The sequence below is a fragment of the Mycobacterium sp. NPDC050441 genome (assembly GCF_040655355.1).
GTDB lineage: Bacteria > Actinomycetota > Actinomycetes > Mycobacteriales > Mycobacteriaceae > Mycobacterium.
Genome location: NZ_JBFAJS010000002.1, coordinates 431452 through 451000, shown reverse-complemented (window position 1 = coordinate 451000; position 19549 = coordinate 431452). Strand labels below are relative to the sequence as shown.

The following is a 19549-nucleotide window of genomic DNA, read 5'->3' as shown; positions in this document are numbered from 1 at the left end:
AACATCCTGGCACCGAACGGCACCTATGGTCCCGATGTCCGGGACACGCGCTACTGCTCGGAGCTGTCCTGGATCCCGCCCTGGACGGCCGCGGCGGCGGCGCGGATCTGCGGGGTCACCAACATCACCTGGCCCAGCACCCCGTTGACGAACCCGGGCGATTCATCGGTGGACAACTCTTTGGCGAGCTCGACGGCTTCGTCGACCGCAACCGGCTCGGGGACGTCCTCGGCATGCAGCAGTTCCCAGACCGCCACCCGCAGGATGGCTCGGTCCACAGCGGGCAGCCGTTCCAGCGTCCACCCCTGAAGGTGCGCCGAGATGAGATCGTCGATGTGGGCGGCGTGCTCGGTGACGCCGCGCGCCACCGACACCGTGTAGGGGTTGAGCGGAGCGACGTCGGGCTGATCCTCGGCCAGCGCGGTGCGGCCATCGGCCACCGCCTCCGCCGTCAGACCACGGGCTTCAGCCTCGAACAGCAGATCGACGGCCCGCTTGCGGGCCTGGTGACGGCCCCGGTCACCGCGGCGGTCAGGCATGCTCAGCCATTCACGCGGCCGAGGTAGCTGCCGTCGCGGGTGTCGACCTTGAGCTTGTCACCGGTGTTGATGAACAGCGGAACCTGGATCTCGGCACCGGTCTCCATGGTGGCGGGCTTGGTGCCGGCGCTCGAGCGGTCACCCTGCAGGCCCGGCTCGGTGTGGGCAACCTCGAGTTCGACCGACACCGGAAGCTCCAGGTACAGCGGAACACCGTCGTGGAACGCGATCTGCACCGGGAGGCTCTCCAGCAGGAAACCGGCCAAGCGGCCGACGAGCTCCTCGGACAACGGATTCTGATTGAAGTCCTCGGAATCCATGAAGACGAAGTCGTTGCCGTCGCGGTACAGGTAGGTGGCGTCGCGGCGGTCCACGGTCGCAGTCTCCACCTTCACGCCGGCGTTGTAGGTCTTGTCGACGACCTTGCCGGACACCACGTTCTTCAGCTTCGTCCGCACGAAGGCCGGACCCTTACCCGGTTTGACGTGCTGGAATTCGACGATCTGCCACAGCTGTCCGTCGATCTGCAGGACGAGCCCGTTCTTGAAGTCGGCAGTCGATGCCATGAGGGTGTAGCTCCTAAGCTTCTGTCACAAAATGGCCAGTTCCTTGGGGAACCGGGTAAGCAGGTCGGGTGCCGCCTCTCCGACGACCAGCGTGTCCTCGATCCGGACACCGCCGCGATCGGGCAAGTAGACACCAGGCTCAACGGTGACCGCAGAGCCAGCAAGCAGTGTACCGGCGGCAGCGGCATTGATTCCCGGCGCTTCGTGGATCTGCAGTCCGACGCCGTGTCCGAGGCCGTGACCGAAGTTGTCGCCGTAGCCGGCATCGGCGATGACCTGGCGTGATGCGGCGTCCACCGCGCTCAGCGAAACGCCGGGGGCCAGCGCGTCGCGCCCGGCCTGCTGTGCGGTGGCCACCAGGTCGTAGATGTCGCGCTGCCACTGGGCCGCCGGGCCCAGTACGAACGTGCGGGTCATGTCGGAGTGGTAACCGGCCACCAGGGCACCGAAATCGATCTTCACGAAGTCCCCAGCTGCCAGCACCGCATCCGTGGGTCGATGGTGCGGGATGGCCGAGTTCAAACCCGCCGCCACGATCGTCTCGAAGGACGGTCCGTCGGCACCGTGATCGAGCATCAGGGCTTCCAGCTCGTTGCGGACCTCCCGTTCGGTGCGGCCCGGCCGCAGACCGCCGCGTTCCAGCAGATCGGTGAGCGCGGCGTCGCCGGCCTCACACGCCAACCGCAGCATCGCGATCTCGCCGGCGTCCTTGACCTCCCGCAGGGCCTCCACCGTGCCGGCCGCGCGTACCCACTCGACCGAGTTGCCGGCCGCCTTCGTCAGGGCTGTGTAGGCATCCACGGTCACCACGTGGCTCTCGAAACCCAACCGCAGGGCGCCGGCTCGGGCGGCGCGCCCGGCCAGGTGCGATCCGCAGGCCCGCTCGATGACCACCTCGGCGTCCGGGGACTGCTGCGCAGCCTGCGTGCGGTAGCGCCCATCAGTGGCCAGCACCGGCACGACGTCTTCGGCGAGGATCAGCAGGGCCGCGTTCGAACCGGTGAATCCGGACAGATAACGCACGTTGACCAGGTCAGTTACCAACATCGCGTCCAGGCCCAAGTCAGCCATCCGACGCCGCAGCCGGTCCCTGCGCTGGGAAATAGTCACGGTCTGTGACGCTACTCGCTACAGTGTGCCCCCATGAGCAAGTGGTTACTGCGCGGAGTGGTGTTCGCAACAGCGATGGTCATAGTGCGCTTACTGCAAGGAGCACTGATCAACGCCTCGCCGGGTAATGCCACCTGGTTCAGCCTGGGGCTGGTCACGTTGTTCGGAATCGGAGTGCTGATCTGGGGTCTGCTTGACGGCCAGAGCGACGCGCGAAGCAATCCGGATCCGGATCGTCGTGCCGACCTGGCGATGACGTGGCTGATCGCCGGCCTGTTCGCCGGCATCGTCAGCGGCGCGGTGGCGTGGTTCATCGGTCTCTTCTACAAGAGCCTGTACACCGATGCGCTGCTCAACGAGATCACGACGTTCGCGGCGTTCACCGCCCTGCTGACGTTCCTGCTCGGCGTGGCAGGCGTGACGGTGGGCCGCTGGCTGGTGGACCGCAAGGCCCCGCCGATGCCCCGCCAACGCCACCACGGCCTGGCCGCCGAAGAACGCGCCGACACCGATGTGTTCGCCGCCGTGAGCGCCAACGGCGCCGCAGAGACCGCTGACGACACCACTCAGACCGTCGAGTACCCCGAACAGCCCAAGCAGTAGCAAGCCCCTGCCCGCACGGGCAGAGCAGATTTCAGGCGCAGGTGGCGCGGGCGATCAAGCCCGCGCCACTTCTGCGTATGCGGCCGCCAACAGTGAGGGGTCCGGGCCTTCCAGCCGGCCCGGCTTGCCCAGCCCGTCGAGTACGACGAACCGCAGGACCCCCGAGCGGTTCTTCTTGTCGCCTGCCATGTAGTCCAACAACTGGGGCAGGGCGTCGCCGTCGTAACTGACCGGCAACCCGAGCGCGGTCAGCACCGAGCGGTGCCGCTCAGCGGTCTTGTCGTCGAGACGCCCGGCCAGCCGGCCCAACTCGGCCGCGAACACCAAACCCACCGACACGGCGGCGCCGTGGCGCCACTTGTACCGCTCGCGGCGCTCGATGGCGTGCGCGAGGGTGTGGCCGTAGTTGAGGATCTCGCGCAGCGCCGACTCTTTCTCGTCAGCAGCAACCACCTCGGCCTTGACCGTGATCGCACGACGGATCAGTTCGGGCAGGACGGTTCCGGTGGGGTCGAGGGCCGCCTCCGGATCGGCCTCGATCAGGTCGAGGATCACCGGGTCGGCGATGAAGCCGGCCTTCACGATCTCGGCCATTCCGGCGATGATCTCGTTGCGCGGCAAGGTTTCCAGGGTCGCGAGATCCACCAGCACCGCGGCCGGCTGATGGAACGCGCCGACGAGGTTCTTGCCGGCATCGGTGTTGATCCCGGTCTTGCCGCCCACCGCCGCGTCGACCATGCCCAGCAGCGTGGTGGGTACGTGCACGATGTCGACGCCGCGCAGCCAAGTCGCCGCAGCAAAGCCCGCGACGTCGGTGGCCGCTCCCCCGCCCAGGCTGACGACGGCGTCTTTGCGGCCAATACCGATGCGCCCCAGCACTTCCCAGATGAACCCGACGACGGGCAGTTCCTTGCCTGCCTCGGCATCCGGAATCTCGATGCGGTGGGCTTCAATTCCCTTGTCGGCCAAGTGTTGCCGGATGGCTTCGGCGGTCTGGGTCAGCACCGGCTGATTCAGGATCGCCACCTTGTGACGGCCCTCGAGCGTTTTTCCCAGCTCGCCGAGCAGGCCGGTTCCGATAATGACCGGGTAGGGCCGGTCCACCAGTACCTCGACGATTACCGGGTCAGTCATCATGTCGCTCCGCGTTGCGAGCGGCCAGGGCCGCTGGGGTGGGTATGGCTTTCGATTCCGTGTTGGAAGAGGTAGCTGCGGTCTTGCCGCCCGTGGCCTCGGAACCGGACGAGGATCCGGATGCCGGACCGCGCCGCCACGGCGGACGACGCCGGCGCCGCTTGGTCGCCTTCGGTTGCTGGGTCTGCTTCTGCGGCTGGGGGTTCTCCAACCGGGTGACGATGGTGCGCACCACCGCGCCGGGATTGCGCCGGTTGGTGTTGATCCGCATGGTCGCGACCCGACGGTAGAGCGGCACCCGTTCGGACATCAGGGCACGGTACTTCTCGGCGCGGTCGGGCCCGGCCAGCAGCGGCCGGACTGTGGAACCACCGGTGCGGCGCACCCCTTCGGCCGCGCTGATCTCCAGGTACACGACGGTGTGCCCCGCCAGTGCGGCACGCACACCCGGGGTGGTGACCGCGCCGCCGCCCAGGGACAGCACGCCGTCGTGGTCGGCCAGCGCCGAACGGATGACCTCTTCCTCGATACGGCGGAACTCCGCCTCGCCGTCGGTGGCGAAGATGTCGGCGATCGTGCGGCCGGTGGTTTCCTCGATCGCGGCGTCGGTGTCGAGCATCGTGAGATTCAGTGCCTTGGCCAGCCGGCGGCCGATGGTCGACTTGCCCGAACCTGGCAGGCCGATCAGTACCGCCTTGGGGGCCATCAGCCCAGGGCCTGCGCCGCCGGCTCGCGCTCGGCGACGGCCCGCAGGTAGGCGTCGATGTTGGCGCGGGTCTCGGCCAGGGAGTCCCCGCCGAACTTCTCCAGCACGGCGCGGGCCACCACGAGCGCGACCATGGTCTCCACCACCACACCGGCGGCCGGCACCGCGCACACGTCGGAACGCTGGTGGATGGCGACGGCTTCTTCGCCGGTGGCCATGTCGACGGTGGCCAGTGCCCGCGGGACGGTCGAAATCGGCTTCATCGCGGCCCGCACCCGCAGCGCCTGGCCGTTGGTCATGCCGCCTTCGAGGCCGCCGGCCCGGTTGGTCGAGCGCAGGACTCCGTCGGGCCCCGGGTACATCTCGTCGTGGGCGACGCTGCCGCGACGGCGTGCGGTCTCGAAGCCGTCGCCGATCTCCACACCCTTGATCGCCTGGATGCCCATCACCGCGGCGGCGAGCTGGCTGTCGAGGCGGTTGTCGCCGCTCGTGAACGAGCCCAACCCGATCGGCAGACCCGCGACGACGACCTCGACGACACCGCCGAGGGTGTCGCCGTCCTTCTTGGCGTCCTCGATCTCGGCGATCATGGCTGCCTCGGCGTCCTTGTCGAAGGCCCGCACCGGGCTGTCGTCGATCGCCTCCAGATCGGAGAACTGCGGTGGCTGCCCGTCATACGGCTTGGACGCACCGATGGAGATGACGTGCGAGATGACCTCGACACCGAGCGCTGCCCGCAGGAACGCCCGGGCCACGGTGCCTGCCGCTACCCGCGCAGCGGTCTCGCGGGCGCTGGCACGTTCCAGCACCGGGCGGGCATCGTCGAAGCCGTACTTGAGCATGCCGGCGTAGTCGGCATGCCCCGGGCGCGGACGGGTGAGCGGGGCATTGCGTGCCACGTCGAGCTCGGCCGGATCGACCGGGTCCGGCGACATCACGGTCTCCCATTTGGGCCATTCGGTGTTGCCGATCTCGATGGCGATCGGCCCGCCCAAGGTGGTGCCGTGACGCACCCCGGCCAGCATGGTGACCTGGTCCTGTTCGAACTTCATCCGGGCGCCCCGGCCATAGCCGAGACGACGACGCTTGAGCTGTGCCCCGATCTCCTCGGAGGTGATGGGCACGCCGGCAACCATCCCTTCGAGCATGGCCACCAGGGCGCGGCCGTGGGATTCACCAGCTGTGGTCCATCGCAACACGGCTGTCATTCTCCCACGTCGGGGTTTGCCTCCCGAAATCCGTGGTCCTTGGCGACGAACGCCCTACTGCCGTTGAGGCTGTTGCAGTGCGCTTTGGTGCTGACCGTACTGGTACCACCACTGCGCGTAGGCCTGCGCCTGCTCGACTTCCTTGCGCAGTTTGGCTCGCGTGCCTGCGTTGTGCAGCAATGCCAGCCAGTTCATGAACAGGATCGACAGGAAGCTCCACCAGCCGAGGACGAGATTGTGCCGTAGGGCGCTGGTCAGTTCGGCTTCGCACTGTTCGGCGGTCCCGGTCACCGTGCGGGTCTGGTTGAACCACAAGACCAGCAGGCCGGTATGCCGCATCGCTTCCACTCGGAAAACCGGTACCGAAGGCGGCGGCGGATATTGCTGCGCGGCCTGTTGCCAGTGCGGTTGTGACATGCGAACCCCCCGGGACGACTCGTCTGCGGTGATGAGCGTAACCGCGGATTCGACGGGCCCTGAGCACCAATTCGCCGGCCCCGACCGCCGCGGTCAGGCCAGAACCAAGGCAATCGCCGCGGCACTGGCTGCACACATCGACGGTCCGTGCGGCACGGTCCGGATACCGCGCACGGCCGCACCGAGTGCCAGGACAGCGGTGAACATCGGCGCGGCCAACGCTGCCAGCAGCCACACATCGACACCGAACGCCCCGGTCATCGCGCCCAGCCCGACCGCGAGTTTGACGTCGCCACCGCCCATGGCCCGCGGCGAGAGCAGGTGCACCACCAGGTAGAGCACCGACAACGCCGCCGCCCCGACCGCTGCGGCAAGACCGCGTGCCGCCAACCCGGCCACCACCAGAACGAGGACCGCGCCGGGAAGCGTCAGCCAGTTCGGCAGCCTGCGTTCGGCGATGTCGTAGCCACTGAGCGCCAGCAGCCAGGCGACCGCGATGACGGTTACCCCCACCCCCATCAATCGAGGTTAAGGCCCGGACAGGGCGTCCCCGTTCACCTCATTCACGGGCCATGCCGCGCAACGCGGTCGCCACCTGACCAACGGCGTCGGCGAATCCGTCCATCTCGACCTCGGGCCCGATCGGTTGGAACACCAAGGTCTGTGCCGAATACGTGGACGCCGCCGCGACGATCTCGTCGACGGTCCCACTGACGCCGTAGCCGCCCGCCGCCACACCGCGCTGCACGGCCACTTCGTCGAGACGCTGCCGCCCGTCCGCACCGGGCGCACCGGGCGCACACGCCAGGTACTGCACTGTCGCAAACGGTGCGGACGTCGTCCGCTCCGCCTGCCCGGCGGCCACATCTCCCAGTGCTGCGCGGGCCGACTCAGGGGTTTTGATGCTGTCGATGATCACGCCGTCGGCGATCTCACCCGCGAGCCGGAGCGTTTTCGGGCCGGTTCCGCCGATGAGTATCGGAACACTTTGGGGCGGTACCCATTCCAGCTTCACCGCGTCGAGGCGCACGAACCTGCCTTCGGTGGTGACCGGCCCGCCGGTCAGCAATTCGCGCAGCGCACTGTGGTATTCGCGCAGCAGCGTCAGCGGGGACGGTACCGCGGCGCCGGCCTGCCGCATCCAGTCCTGGACGCCGTGACCGATCCCGATCCGGAGCCGGCCGGGAAACATCGTGGCCAGGGTCGCGATCTCCATCGCGGTCGATACCACGTTGCGCAACGCCACCGGAAGCACACCGATACCGATCGTCAGTGTGTCGGTACTGGCCAAGGCGACGGCTGCCTGCGCGAAGCCGCCCTGCAGGAAACAGTCTTCCCACAGCCACATTTCATCGATGCCTGCACTTTGCGCTGCCGCTGCAGTGCGAGGCAGGGTCTCGGGTGAGCGGTCGGGCCGAAACACGACACCGACCCGGCGTGGGGATTCAGACTGCGTCACGCTGTCCCACCCTACGTCTCGTCTACGACCCGTCAGCCGAGCAGCGCGTCTCTCATCGCCGCTTTGGGAGCGGGCCTCCCGGTGAACTGCTCCACCTGGGCGAACGCCTGATTCAGCAGCATCTGCAGCCCGTTGATCGCCTCGCCGCCTGCCGCCTCGACGGCCTCGGCAAGCGGGGTCGGCCATGGGTCGTAGATGGCGTCGAGCACTCGGGGCACCGCGGCCAGTTTGCCCGCGTAGACGGCCGCCACATCGGCCGGGATGGTGCTGACGGCCACATCCGCGGTGGCCACCGCGTCGCTCAGCGCCGTGCCGCCGATGTCGCACCAGCTGCCCTGCGCTCCGCACCGACCGGCCAACTCCACCAACCGCGATGCCTTGCCCTCGTCGCGCGCCACGATGGCGATCTGCTGCACGCCGAGTTCGGCCAGGGCGACCACAGCGGCCGGGGCCGTACCGCCGGATCCGATGACCAGTGCCGAATCTCCGGCCATGCCGAGCGCGCCGATCACTCCGTCGACGTCGGTGTTGTCGGCGCGCCAACCACCCGTGGGCATCCGGACCAAGGTGTTCGCCGAGCCCACCAATTCGGCGCGTTCGGTGCGCTGATCGGCGAACTCCAGCGCGGCGAACTTGCCGGGCATGGTGACCGACAGGCCGACCCACTCCGGCCCCAGGGCGCCGACGAGGCCCGGCAGTTGTTCGGCCGTGCACTCGATGCGCTCGTAGGTCCACGACGTCAACCCCAGCGCCTGGTAGGCGGCCAGATGCAGCTGCGGCGAACGCGAATGGGCGATCGGCGAGCCCAGAACGGCCGCGCGGCGGCCTCCTCTGTCGCGCTTGTCTGGCACGGCGGCGGGCCGCCTATCTGGCACGGCGGCGGGCCGCCTATCTGGCACGGCGGCGGGCCGCCTATCTGGCACTGTCGAGGACACCGTTGTGCTGTGCCTGTTCGATGTTGGCCAAGTGTTGGTCGTAGTCGCGGGTGAACAACGTGGTGCCCTGCAGATCGATGGTCACGAAGTACAACCAGTCCCCTGCCGCCGGATGCTCGGCCGCGGCCAGTGCATCAGTGCCGGGCGAGCAGATCGGTGTCTGTGGAAGCCCTTGACTCATATAGGTATTCCACGGGGTGGTCTTGCCCCGATCGTCATCGGTGGTCGCCACTTCCTGGCGGTCCAGCGGATAGTTCACGGTCGAGTCAAACTCCAGCTTGCGGTGTTCGGCGAGCCGGTTGTAGATCACCCGGGCAACCTTGTCGAAGTCCTGCGGCTTGGCCTCACGTTGCACCAGGGATCCGACGGTGAGGATCTGATACGGCGACATCTGCATTGCCGCGGCAGTGTCGAGCAGACCACTCTGGGTGTAGACGGTGGCGCTGCCGGCGATCAGGGTGGACAGAATGTCCTGCGCCTTCCCTGCCGGGTCGACGTTCCAGGTGCCGGGCGCGATCAGTCCCTCGAGCCGCCGGTGATCGTTGGGCATCGCCGCAACCGGACCCGCGGCCCAGTCGGGTACCGCCAACGCGGCGGCGGGCGCCGTCTGCGCGGCCGCCCGGAGCTCGTCGGCCGGTACGCAGCGTTTCTCGCCGTCGAGCTCGACGCAGGAGGCCTGCGAGATCAGCGTGAAGATGCCTTCGGTGATGGCCTTGGTCTTCACATCAGCGGTGTCGTCGAGCTGACGACCCTCCGGGATGGTCAGCTTGCCCACCCGGCTCTCCGGATCAACCAGGCGCTCAACGGCGCTGGCCGCCGGGATCTCGGTGCGCAGCTTGTAGAACCCGGGTTGAATCGCCGAGATCTCCTCGTTCTTGTGGGCCGCGTCGACGAAGGCCTTGATCGTGGCGACCACCTTCTGGTCCTGCAGGGTCTTGGCGATGGCCGTCGTGGAATCGCCGTCGTGAACCTGGATCACGACATCGGCGACACCGTCACCGGCGTAGTCACCGGCGGATCCGGACATGCCGTGCCACAGCTTGGAACCCAGGAACACCGCGCCGATCAGCACCACGATGAGCGCTGTGAGAGAGAAGCCCCTGGTGACGCGTCGCTTCCGGTCATTGCGGGCTTTGCGGGCCCGCTCGGCCTTGCTCAGCCCGCGGCGCGGTGGTCCGACCACCTCGGGCTTGGCCTTGTCAGTGCCCCACTTCTCAGCCATCCATGCCCTCTCCGTGCGCAGCCAGAGCCGCGCGCCGCTGATCCAGCCAGCTCTGCAGAATGCCCACCGCAGCGGCCTGGTCGATCATCGCCTTCTGTCCCTTTGCCCGAACCCCCGCCTCGCGCAACGATCGCTGCGCCGAAACAGTAGTGAGCCGTTCATCGGCTAACCGCACCGGTATCGGGGCGATCCGACGGGCCAGCAGATCCGCCAGATCGATGGCGTCGACAGCGGAGGAGCCGGCCCGGTCGGCGAGTGTGCGCGGCAGTCCGACGACGACCTCGACGGCCTCGTACTCGCCGATCAATGCCACCAGTCTGCGCAGGTGTCTGCCCGACCGGTCCCGCTTGTCCCGCTGAACGGTCTCGACCGGGGTGGCCAGGATCCCGTCGGGATCGCAACTGGCCACACCGATCCGAACGGTTCCGACGTCGACGCCGATGCGCCGACCACGTCCGGGGTCATCGTCCCCTGGGCGGTCCGGTAGCCGGTCGTCGACCGTGTCGGGCACGAGGCTAGCCCCGGCCGATCTCGGCGCGCAGCGCGGCCAACGCCGCGTCGATACCCGCTGCCCCCTTACCGGAACCTTGTGCCATGTCCGCCTTACCGCCGCCGCGGCCGTTGACCGCCGCGCCGAACTGCTTGACGAGTTCGTTGGCGCGCAGGCCCAGATCCTGTGCGGCCGGGTTCACCGCCACCACGAACGGCACCGAGTCGTCCTCGCCCTCGGCGATCAGCGCGACCACCCCCGGGTCGGAACCGAGCTTGCCCTTGATGTCGCCGACGAGGCTGCGCAGATCACCGGCGGACATGCCGCCGGCCATGCGTTGTGCGACCACTCGGACCTTGCCGATCGTCTCCGCACCTGCGGCCGCGTTGGCTGCCGCGGCGCGGGCGTTGGCCAACCGGGCCTTGTCGAGTTCCTTCTCGGCCGCCTTGAGTCGTTCCACCAGGTTCGCCACCCGGGCGGGCACTTCTTCGGAGGGCACCTTGAGCGACGAGGCCAGGCCTGCCATCAGGGCGCGTTCCTTGGCGAGATGGCGGAAGGACTCCAGCCCGACGTAGGCCTCGACCCGGCGCACACCGGAACCGACCGAGGATTCGCCGAGGATGGTGACCGGGCCGATCTGGGCCGAATTGTGCACGTGTGTACCGCCGCACAGCTCCAGTGAGAACGGGCCGCCGATCTCGACCACCCGCACCTGGTCGGGATAGTTCTCGCCGAACATGGCCATCGCCCCCATCGCCTTGGCCTTGTCCAGTGCGGTGACGAAGGTGTTCACCTGGTAGTCGGCTGCCACCGCTTCGTTGGCGACCTCTTGGATTTCGGCGCTCTGGGATTCCGTCAAAGCCCCTTGCCAGTTGAAGTCGAACCGGAGGTAGCCGGGACGGTTCAGCGAACCCGCCTGAACGGCGCTGGGGCCCAGCACCTGTCGCAACGCGGCGTGCACCATATGGGTGCCGGAGTGCCCCTGCGTGGCGCCATGCCGCCACTTCGGATCGACTGCGGCGGTGACGGTGTCGCCCTCGACGAACTCTCCGGACTCCACGTTGATCCGGTGGGCCCACAGGGTTTTGGCGATCTTCTGCACATCGGTGACGGCGGCCTTCGCTGCGCCCGACGAGCCCGTGCCGGAAATCGTGCCTTCGTCGGCGATCTGGCCGCCGGCCTCGGCGTAGAACGGGGTGCGGTCAAGGATGAGTTCGACGCGCTCGGCGTCGACGTCCTCATGGGTCACCACCGGTACCCGCTTGCCGTCTACGAAGATGCCGAGAATCTTTGCCTCAGCTGACAATTCGTCGAAGCCGGTGAACTCGGTGGGCCCGGCGTCGACCAGCTCGCGGTACGCGGACAGGTCGGTGTGGGCCTGCTTGCGCGCGGCGGCGTCTGCCTTGGCACGCTGACGCTGCTCGGTCATCAACGACCGGAAGCCCTGCTCGTCGACGGACAGGCCGGCCTCGGCCGCCATCTCCAGGGTGAGGTCGATCGGGAAACCGTAGGTGTCGTGCAAGGTGAATGCGTCGTTGCCGGAGAGCACCGTCGTGCCCGATTTCTTGGTCGCCGCGGCGGCGTCGTCGAACAGCTTCGAGCCCGCGACCAGGGTGCGGTTGAACGCCGTCTCCTCGGCCACCGCGATGCGGTGGATCCGCTCGAAGTCGGTGACCAGTTCCGGGTAGGACGGGCCCATCTCGTCGCGCACGGTGGTCATCAGCCGGCTCATGATCGGCTCGTCGACACCGAGCAGCTTGGCGGCACGGATGATGCGGCGCAGCAACCGCCGCAGCACGTAGCCGCGGCCCTCATTTCCGGGGCTGACACCGTCGCCGATGATGATCGCCGCGGTGCGACTGTGATCGCCGATGATGCGGTAGCGGACATCGTCCTCGTGGCTGCCCGCGCCGTATCCGCGAGGGGCGATCCCGGCGACCAGATCGATCACCGGACGCACCAGGTCGGTCTCGTAGACGTTGTCCACGTCCTGCAACAGACAGGCGATGCGCTCGACGCCCATGCCGGTGTCGATGTTCTTGCGCGGCAGCGGACCCAGGATCTCGAAGTCGTCCTTCGAGGTGCCTTCGCCGCGCTCGTTCTGCATGAACACGAGATTCCAGATCTCGATGTAGCGGTCCTCGTTGGCCTCGGGCCCGCCCTCGATCCCGTATTCGGGGCCGCGGTCGTAGTAGATCTCCGAGCACGGTCCACACGGCCCGGGGATGCCCATCGACCAGTAGTTGTCGGCCATGCCACGGCGCTGGATGCGCTCGAGCGGGAGCCCGGCGACTTCCTGCCACAGTTGGATTGCCTCGTCGTCGTCCAGATAGACCGTTGCCCACAGCCTTTCCGGGTCGAAGCCGTAGCCGCCCTCGCTGACCGGGTTGGTCAGCAGGGTCCAGGCCAGCTCGATCGCGCCCTTCTTGAAGTAGTCGCCGAACGAGAAGTTGCCGGCCATCTGGAAGAAGGTGTTGTGCCGGGTGGTGATGCCCACCTCGTCGATGTCAGGGGTGCGGATGCACTTCTGCACGCTGGTGGCGCGGTCCCATGGTGGGGTGCGGGCGCCGAGGAAGTAGGGCACGAACTGCACCATGCCGGCGTTGACGAACAACAGGTTGGGGTCGTCGAGGATCACCGAGGCACTGGGCACCTCGGTGTGGCCCGCCTTCACGAAATGATCGAGGAAGCGCTTCCTGATCTCGTGTGTCTGCACGTTGCTCGTGTCCTCGTGTTCGTGGGTGGCTGGGGTTGCGCAGGCAACCATCAGTTCGACCGCTTTACATTACCGTTCTGCGCGTTCACCCCGAAAAGGCGACGAGCCTCACGCCCCCAGAAAGCTCAGCCGCACCGAACGCTGCGGGTTGTCGCGGTTCAGATCGACCAGCACCACGCTCTGCCAGGTCCCCAGCAGCGGGCGGCCTGCCTGGACCGGCAGGGTCACCGACGGCGACACCAGCGCAGGTAGCACGTGATCCGCGCCGTGGCCGAACGAGCCGTGGCTGTGCCGGTAGCGGTCATCGCGCGGCAACAACCGTTCCAGGGTATCGAGCAGATCGTCGTCGGAGCCGGCACCGGTCTCGATGATGGCCACACCGGCGGTCGCGTGCGGGACGAACACGTTGCACAGGCCGTCACGGTGTGCACCGCAGAACTGCCGCACCGCGTCGGTGAGATCGACGATGCGGCGCCGCGAGGTGTCCACGTCGATCACGTCGGTGTCCATCCACCCAGCCTACGAGGCACCCGACGGCCCATTGCCACCTGCGGCGTACCGGAGGAAGGTGGGAATGGAACCGGTGGCGCCACCGGGGCGCCGCCCGGGCAGGAAGGGGTGGATCGTGTTCGCACGTTCAACCACGATCGCGGCGCGCAACCAGGCCATCGACGCCGGCATCGCCCACATCCGCGATGAGGTGATGCCCGCCCTCGACGACGTCGACGGCTGCGTCGGCCTGTCCTTGATGGTGAATCGGGAATCAGGCGAGTGCGTCCTCACGACGGCATGGCGGTCCGAAGAGGCCATGCATGCCAGCGCCGCCGCGATAGCGCCGATGCGCCATCGAGTGGTGGAGACATTCGCCGGCACCGCCACCGTCGACGAATGGGAGATCGCGGTGGTTCACCGCGAGCAGTACTCCGCACCCGGCGCCTGTGTGCGGGCGACATGGCTGCGAACCCGCCCCGAACTGTTCGACCGGGCCGTGGAGTTCTACCGGACCTCGGTGTTGCCGGCGATGGAAGACCTCGAGGGTTTCTGCAGCGCCAGCCTCATGCTCGACCGCGCGTCGGGCCGGGCGGTGTCCTCGGCCACCTTCGACAGTGCCGATGCGATGGACCACAACCGCGATCAGGCCAGGGCGTTGCGCACGTCCCGGCTACGCGATCTGAGCGCCGATCAGATCGATGTCGGAGAGTTCGAACTCGTGCTGGCCCACCTGCGCGTACCCGAGATGGCCTGACCGATAGCGGAATTGACGCATCCGTTTGTCGGGGCCTCGGCCTGGGTACTTCTCCCCCAAGTACACAAGCCCTGGAGGAGAAATGACCATCACCGGCATCATCAGCGCGATACTGATCGGCATCGTCGTCGGCCTGCTCGGGAGGCTGATCGTCCCCGGCAGACAACCCATCGGGATTCTGGTGACGATCCTGGTCGGCATCGTGTCCGCTTTCATCGGCAGCGCTATCGCCCGTGCGGTCGGTATCCCGACGATGACCAACGGCATCGACTGGCTCGAACTCCTCGTCCAGGTCATCGTCGCCGCCATCGGGGTTGCCCTCGTATCGGCGATGATGAGCCGCAGGCGGACCGGCTTGCTGGGCGGTCGGCATTCCGGCCTGTTCCGTTAGGCCCTGCCCCGATTACCTCGACGCGCTACGGGCCGTTTCGTTCAGCGAGCGGTCAGCAGCGCGTCGAGGCGTTCGTACCCCTCGGTCATCCCGCCCTCCATACCCGAGGACAGCAGGGCGTCACGAGCCTCGGTGTTGGGACAGATGGAGCGCCCGCGTAGCTGACTGCGACCGTCGCCCAGGTCGTCGAACCACAGGTACTCGATGTTCACCATGTCTGGAGCGCCTTCGAATTCGAAGGTCTGGATGATGAGCTCGTTCGGGCGCACCACGTGATAGACGCCGTTGAACACGTAGCTGCCGGACGCGTCCGAGTGCTGATAGCGATAGCCGCCGCCGGTACGGAAATCCCAGTGCTCGATCCGCATCTCCAGTCCGTGCGGCCCCAGCCACCGAGTGACCAATTCGGGCTCGGCGTGGGCGCGGAACAACGCATCGACCGGTGCGTCGAAGGGGCGGGTGAACTCCATCGCGAGTGTGTCGACGGGGGCAGTGAGATTGAGCGCGTTCATCATTCCGGTTTCTCCTCGGGCTTGTCGGTTGATTTCGGTGTCATTCGGGCCAGCAGGTCATCGAGCCTGCGGTAATTGCGTTCGGCGTCGAGCCGATATCGGTCGATCCATGCGGTCAGCCCCTCCAGCGCGGCCGCGTCGAGATGGACCGGCCGACGCTGTGCGTCTCGGGTCCTGGTGACCAGACCCGCCTGTTCGAGTACTTGAATATGTTTGGAGACAGCCTGTTTCGTGATGGCGAAGGGTTCCGCCAGTTCGTTGACGGTGGCCGGGCCACGGGACAGACGTGCCACCATCGCTCGCCGGACCGGATCGGCGAGGGCCAGAAAGGCCCGATCCAGGTTCTCATCGGCATCCCCATCATGCTCCAATAGTCAATCTTTCCGTTGATCAACCAATTGATTGAATACCAAGGTAGAGCGATCCGCAGAGCCTTGTCAAGGGTTCGGACGGGTGGAACTCAGCGACGGATGCGACGGATGATGGCCCGCAGCTTGTCCACCCGGGTGGCGAGTTCGCGTTCGAACCCGCGCCCGGTCGGCTGGTAATAGTCCGTCCCCACCAGATCGTCTGGTGGATACTGCTGCGGCACAACACCATCGGGATGATCATGGGCATATTTGTAGCCGACGGCGTTGCCGAGTTTCTGCGCGCCCGAATAGTGGCCGTCCCGCAGATGCGGAGGCACCAACCCGGCCTTGCCGGCCCGGATGTCGTTCATCGCGGCACCGAGCGCCGTGGTCACGGCATTGGACTTCGGCGCGGTGGCCAGGTGCACGGTCGCATGCGCCAACGTCAACTGCGCCTCGGGCATCCCGATCAGCTGCACGGTCTGCGCGGCGGCCACCGCGGTCTGCAGCGCGGTCGGATCGGCCATCCCGATGTCCTCGCTGGCCAGGATCATCAGCCGGCGTGCCACGAAGCGCGGGTCCTCCCCCGCCACCAGCATCCGGGCCAGGTAGTGCAACGCCGCATCGACGTCGGATCCGCGAACCGATTTGATGAAGGCGCTGACGACGTCGTAATGCTGATCGCCGTCACGGTCGTAACGCACCGCGGCCTTGTCCAACGACTGCTCGATGGTCTCGACGGTGACCTGTTCACCCGGCTCGGCTGCCACCTCCAACGCGGTCAGCGCCCGCCGTGCATCGCCGGCGGAGAGCTGTACCAGGAGGTCGACGGCCTCGTCGGTGACCTCGACCGCACCACCCAGACCTCGCCGGTCGGTGATCGCGCGGCGCAGCACGATCTCGACGTCCTGCGGGGTCAGAGGCTGCAGCTGCAGGATCAATGAACGCGACAGCAGCGGCGCGACCACCGAGAACGACGGGTTCTCCGTGGTGGCCGCGACCAAGAGCACGACCCGGTTCTCCACCGCCGCGAGCAGCGCGTCCTGCTGGGTCTTGGAGAAGCGGTGCACCTCGTCGATGAACAGCACCGTCTGTTCGCCGTGTACCGCAGCCCGTCGCGCCACATCGATAACCGCGCGGACCTCCTTGACGCCCGCGCTCAGCGCCGAGAGCGCCTCGAACCGGCGGCCGGTGGCCTGTGAGATGAGCGAGGCCAGGGTGGTCTTGCCGGTGCCGGGCGGCCCGTAGAGGATGACCGATGCCGCTCCCGACCCCTCCACCAGGCGGCGCAACGGCGAACCGGCCTGCAGCAGATGCGTCTGACCGACGACCTCGTCGAGGCCGGCCGGACGCATTCGCACCGCCAGCGGCGCCGTCCCGGGCGCAGCCAGGGAGCCGGGGTCACCCGGCCCCGGGTCACCCGGCACGTCGAACAAACCGTCGGACACGCCTTCTGCTTACCATGCCGACACGACGGCCTACGCCGGTGTGGTGACGAAGTCGATCAGTTCCTCGACCCGGCCGATCAGCGCGGGCTCCAGGTCGTTCCAGTCGCGCACCTGGCCGCGGATCCGCTGCCAGGCCCGGGCGATGTCGGCCTGGTCCCGGTGCGGCCAGCCCAGCGCGTCGCAGATGCCGTGCTTCCACTCCACATTGCGCGGGATGGTCGGCCAGGACTCCATCCCGAGCCGGGCCGGTTTCACAGACTGCCAGATGTCGACGAACGGGTGCCCGACCACCAGCGCGTGCTCACCGCCGGGGCCGCGCCGCACCGCCTCGGCGATGCGCGCCTCCTTCGAACCCGTGACCAGGTGATCGACCAGGACGCCGAGCCGACGGCCCGGCCCGGGCGCGAATTCCGCCACGATGTCGGCCAGATCATCGACGCCGCCCAGATATTCGACGACAACACCTTCGATGCGAAGATCGGCGCCCCAGACCTGCTCGACGAGCTCGGCGTCATGCCGACCCTCGACGTAGATCCGGCTGGCCAGCGCAACCCGCGCCTTGGCCTTCGGCACCGCGACCGATCCCGACGCCGTCCGTGCCGGTGCGGTGGCCCGCTTGGGCACCACGAGGCTCACGGGCTTGCCGTCGATCAGGAAGCCCGGGCCCATCGGGAACGTCCGCACTTTGCCGCGGCGGTCTTCGAGCTCGACCCGACCGCCCTCGATCCGCACCACCGCACCCACGTAACCACTCTGGGCATCCTCGACGACCAGGCCCTTCTCCGCGGGCTGTTCTGTCGATCGAGTCAGCTTGGGCGTGTGCGGGTTTCGGGACAGGATGTCGGAACCGTAGCGATCAGTCACGCCGCGATCCTAGAAACGTCCGCAGCAATAGCGAGGTTGCGACATACGATCGTGATCGTGCTGTTAGATCGGCCGACTGCCGATGGCATTGCCGACGGGACCATCTCGCTGGTGCTGCGACGCTGGCACCGGCCGCGGGCCAAACCCGGCGGAACCCAACGGACGCAGGCCGGCACGATTCGCATCGAGTCGGTCACCGAACGCCCCGGCGATTACCGGGTTACCGCCGCGCAGGCCCGCGCGGCCGGTTATCCAGATGCGGCGGCCGCGCAGGCTCAGCTCGACCGCAGGCCCGCCGGACACACGTACCTCATCGGCGTGTCGTACCTCGGACCGGACGAACGACCCGGCCTCGCCGCCGACGACGAGCTCACCGATGCCGACGTCGGGGCGATCTCTGCCCGGTTGGCGCGCTGGGACGCGGCCACCGAACCATGGACGCGTCAGTACCTTGAGATGATCGCGGCCAATGAGACCGTCCGCGCACCCGATCTGGCGGCGCGCGTAGGCCAAGAGGTGCCCCGGTTCAAGCGCCGTGTGCGCCAGCTCAAGGGGCTGGGCCTGACCATCAGCCTCGACGTCGGCTACCGGCTCGCGCCACGCGGGCGCGCCTATCTGGCGGCCACCGGGTTCAGTCCGGATTCGTGAGCCGGGCGAGCACGATCCCACCGACGATCATCGACAGTGCGAGCGCGCGGCCCGCGCTCAACGGATCACGGTGAATCAGCACACCCAGTGCGATGGCACCGACCGCACCGATACCGGTGAATACCGCGTACGCGGTGCCGACCGGCAGGCCGCGCATGGCCAGCGACAACAGATACACCGACACCGCCCCGATCACCACGCAGACCACGGTGGGCAGCGGACGGGTGAACCCGTCGGTCGGCTTGATGCTCTGCGACCAGGCAACCTCGACCAGTCCTGCCAAACCCAGTAGAAGCCAACTCATTTCGCGTACTCAACGGCGAGGGCACGCGCCTCGGTCAATGCGGCGGCCAGCGACTTGTCGTGTGCGTCCCGGAACTGGGCCAGCGCGGGGTCGACCCGCGCATTGGCCATCTCGGCGTTGATGAACACGGTGTCGGTGACGGCATAGTGGCCCGCGAAGAAGTCCCGCAAGAACCGCTCCTGGTAGTCGAACGCGGCTTTGGGCGAGCCGGGTGAGTACGCGCCACCGCGGGCAGTTGCCACGACGAAGCGCCTGGGAGCCAAGGACATCCGAGGAAAAGTCACCTGATCGAGCCAGGCTTTGAGTGAGGCCGGTATCGAGTAGTTGTACATCGGGGCGGCGATCAGCACGATGTCGGCCGAGCGGAGCTCGTCCAGCAGCGGTTGCACCACCGCCCATGCGGCGGCCTGCTCGGGTGTGTACACCGACTCAGCGAGTCGGTCCAGATCGGCGCCACCCGCGGAGAGCACCGCGTCGCAGAGCTGCGTCCAGCCCTCACCGATGAACGGCACGGGATCACCCGCGACGTCGCGGTAGAGGTATCGCCCGTCGGGTTGCGCGGCGCGCCAGGTCTGCGCGAACTCCGCGCCGATCTGACGACTGATGGAGCGAGTGCGGGCGCTCGCGTCGATGTGCAGAAGCGTGGTCATGGCAACCTCCGGTTAAGTGGACGATGTGTCC

General features: G+C 67.6%; 23 protein-coding genes and 1 pseudogene. 4 read left to right on the top strand and 20 right to left on the bottom strand.

Features of this window, described 5'->3' with window-relative positions:
• Positions 1-50: 50 nt before the first annotated feature.
• The 3 genes from nusB to AB0I14_RS07275 are packed head-to-tail and all read right to left on the bottom strand — an operon-like array spanning position 51 to position 2215.
• Positions 51-539, bottom strand: a complete 489-nt coding sequence (gene nusB, locus AB0I14_RS07285; RefSeq protein ID WP_358018053.1) for a transcription antitermination factor NusB — start codon at positions 537-539, stop codon at positions 51-53.
• 2 nt (positions 540-541) lie between these two features.
• On the bottom strand, positions 542-1105 hold the full coding sequence (gene efp / locus AB0I14_RS07280; protein WP_358018050.1) for an elongation factor P: 564 nt from the start codon (positions 1103-1105) through the stop codon (positions 542-544).
• 24 nt (positions 1106-1129) lie between these two features.
• A complete protein-coding gene (locus AB0I14_RS07275) occupies positions 1130-2215 on the bottom strand; it encodes a Xaa-Pro peptidase family protein (protein WP_358018047.1) in 1086 nt (361 codons plus the stop codon).
• A gap of 33 nt (positions 2216-2248) precedes the next feature.
• Between AB0I14_RS07275 and AB0I14_RS07270 the strand changes: the two genes are divergently transcribed.
• Positions 2249-2818 (top strand): B-4DMT family transporter, encoded by a 570-nt coding sequence (locus AB0I14_RS07270; protein ID WP_358018044.1) that lies wholly within the window; start codon positions 2249-2251, stop codon positions 2816-2818.
• A 54-nt stretch (positions 2819-2872) separates the two neighbouring features.
• Here AB0I14_RS07270 and aroB read toward each other — a convergent pair whose 3' ends face one another.
• The 11 genes and pseudogenes from aroB to AB0I14_RS07215 all read right to left on the bottom strand — a co-directional run bounded on the left by aroB (position 2873) and on the right by AB0I14_RS07215 (position 13603).
• A complete protein-coding gene (gene aroB, locus AB0I14_RS07265) occupies positions 2873-3952 on the bottom strand; it encodes a 3-dehydroquinate synthase (RefSeq protein ID WP_358018041.1) in 1080 nt (359 codons plus the stop codon).
• Between the two features lie 205 nt (positions 3953-4157).
• Positions 4158-4658 (bottom strand): annotated as a pseudogene (locus AB0I14_RS07260) (shikimate kinase); the annotation flags it as partial.
• The gene (aroC, locus tag AB0I14_RS07255) at positions 4658-5857 is read right to left on the bottom strand and encodes a chorismate synthase (RefSeq protein WP_358019019.1); all 1200 of its coding nucleotides are present in this window, start codon (positions 5855-5857) and stop codon (positions 4658-4660) included. The pseudogene AB0I14_RS07260 and the gene aroC, both read right to left, overlap by 1 nt.
• A gap of 63 nt (positions 5858-5920) precedes the next feature.
• Positions 5921-6283, bottom strand: a complete 363-nt coding sequence (locus tag AB0I14_RS07250) for a hypothetical protein (protein ID WP_358018038.1) — start codon at positions 6281-6283, stop codon at positions 5921-5923.
• 93 nt (positions 6284-6376) lie between these two features.
• Entirely contained in the window at positions 6377-6802 is a 426-nt protein-coding gene (locus AB0I14_RS07245) for an A24 family peptidase (RefSeq protein ID WP_358018035.1), read from the bottom strand.
• A gap of 40 nt (positions 6803-6842) precedes the next feature.
• Positions 6843-7742, bottom strand: coding sequence for an LLM class flavin-dependent oxidoreductase (locus tag AB0I14_RS07240; RefSeq protein ID WP_358018032.1), 900 nt, complete (start codon positions 7740-7742; stop codon positions 6843-6845).
• A gap of 32 nt (positions 7743-7774) precedes the next feature.
• Complete coding sequence (locus AB0I14_RS07235) at positions 7775-8593, bottom strand: shikimate dehydrogenase (RefSeq protein WP_358018029.1); 819 nt, start codon at positions 8591-8593, stop codon at positions 7775-7777.
• 61 nt (positions 8594-8654) lie between these two features.
• Positions 8655-9899 (bottom strand): endolytic transglycosylase MltG, encoded by a 1245-nt coding sequence (locus tag AB0I14_RS07230; RefSeq protein WP_358018026.1) that lies wholly within the window; start codon positions 9897-9899, stop codon positions 8655-8657.
• Positions 9892-10410: a Holliday junction resolvase RuvX gene (ruvX, locus tag AB0I14_RS07225; RefSeq protein WP_358018023.1), complete on the bottom strand. Its 519-nt coding sequence runs from the start codon at positions 10408-10410 to the stop codon at positions 9892-9894. Before ruvX ends, AB0I14_RS07230 begins: the two co-directional genes overlap by 8 nt.
• A gap of 4 nt (positions 10411-10414) precedes the next feature.
• Entirely contained in the window at positions 10415-13105 is a 2691-nt protein-coding gene (gene alaS / locus AB0I14_RS07220; RefSeq protein WP_358019016.1) for an alanine--tRNA ligase, read from the bottom strand.
• A 108-nt stretch (positions 13106-13213) separates the two neighbouring features.
• Complete coding sequence (locus AB0I14_RS07215; protein ID WP_358019013.1) at positions 13214-13603, bottom strand: secondary thiamine-phosphate synthase enzyme YjbQ; 390 nt, start codon at positions 13601-13603, stop codon at positions 13214-13216.
• 127 nt (positions 13604-13730) lie between these two features.
• On the opposite strand from AB0I14_RS07215, the gene AB0I14_RS07210 reads away from it, so the two are divergent.
• Positions 13731-14351: an antibiotic biosynthesis monooxygenase gene (locus AB0I14_RS07210; RefSeq protein ID WP_358018020.1), complete on the top strand. Its 621-nt coding sequence runs from the start codon at positions 13731-13733 to the stop codon at positions 14349-14351.
• 82 nt (positions 14352-14433) lie between these two features.
• Complete coding sequence (locus AB0I14_RS07205; protein WP_358018017.1) at positions 14434-14742, top strand: GlsB/YeaQ/YmgE family stress response membrane protein; 309 nt, start codon at positions 14434-14436, stop codon at positions 14740-14742.
• A gap of 41 nt (positions 14743-14783) precedes the next feature.
• Here AB0I14_RS07205 and AB0I14_RS07200 read toward each other — a convergent pair whose 3' ends face one another.
• From AB0I14_RS07200 to AB0I14_RS07185, 4 genes are all read right to left on the bottom strand, one after another.
• The gene (locus tag AB0I14_RS07200; RefSeq protein WP_358018014.1) at positions 14784-15257 is read right to left on the bottom strand and encodes an SRPBCC family protein; all 474 of its coding nucleotides are present in this window, start codon (positions 15255-15257) and stop codon (positions 14784-14786) included.
• Positions 15254-15625 carry a metalloregulator ArsR/SmtB family transcription factor gene (locus tag AB0I14_RS07195; protein ID WP_358018011.1) on the bottom strand — a complete coding sequence of 124 codons (372 nt, stop codon included), beginning with the start codon at positions 15623-15625 and terminating at the stop codon, positions 15254-15256. Before AB0I14_RS07195 ends, AB0I14_RS07200 begins: the two co-directional genes overlap by 4 nt.
• An 89-nt stretch (positions 15626-15714) precedes the next feature.
• On the bottom strand, positions 15715-17052 hold the full coding sequence (locus AB0I14_RS07190; RefSeq protein WP_358018008.1) for a replication-associated recombination protein A: 1338 nt from the start codon (positions 17050-17052) through the stop codon (positions 15715-15717).
• Between the two features lie 30 nt (positions 17053-17082).
• Positions 17083-17916: a DUF3097 domain-containing protein gene (locus AB0I14_RS07185; RefSeq protein ID WP_358018005.1), complete on the bottom strand. Its 834-nt coding sequence runs from the start codon at positions 17914-17916 to the stop codon at positions 17083-17085.
• A gap of 57 nt (positions 17917-17973) precedes the next feature.
• On the opposite strand from AB0I14_RS07185, the gene AB0I14_RS07180 reads away from it, so the two are divergent.
• The gene (locus tag AB0I14_RS07180; protein ID WP_358018002.1) at positions 17974-18564 is read left to right on the top strand and encodes a hypothetical protein; all 591 of its coding nucleotides are present in this window, start codon (positions 17974-17976) and stop codon (positions 18562-18564) included.
• Here AB0I14_RS07180 and AB0I14_RS07175 read toward each other — a convergent pair.
• The gene (locus tag AB0I14_RS07175; RefSeq protein ID WP_358017999.1) at positions 18548-18868 is read right to left on the bottom strand and encodes a multidrug efflux SMR transporter; all 321 of its coding nucleotides are present in this window, start codon (positions 18866-18868) and stop codon (positions 18548-18550) included. The genes AB0I14_RS07180 and AB0I14_RS07175 overlap by 17 nt on opposite strands.
• A complete protein-coding gene (locus AB0I14_RS07170) occupies positions 18865-19518 on the bottom strand; it encodes an NAD(P)H-dependent oxidoreductase (RefSeq protein WP_358017996.1) in 654 nt (217 codons plus the stop codon). The genes AB0I14_RS07175 and AB0I14_RS07170 overlap by 4 nt, the downstream gene beginning before the upstream one ends.
• Positions 19519-19549: the final 31 nt, after the last annotated feature.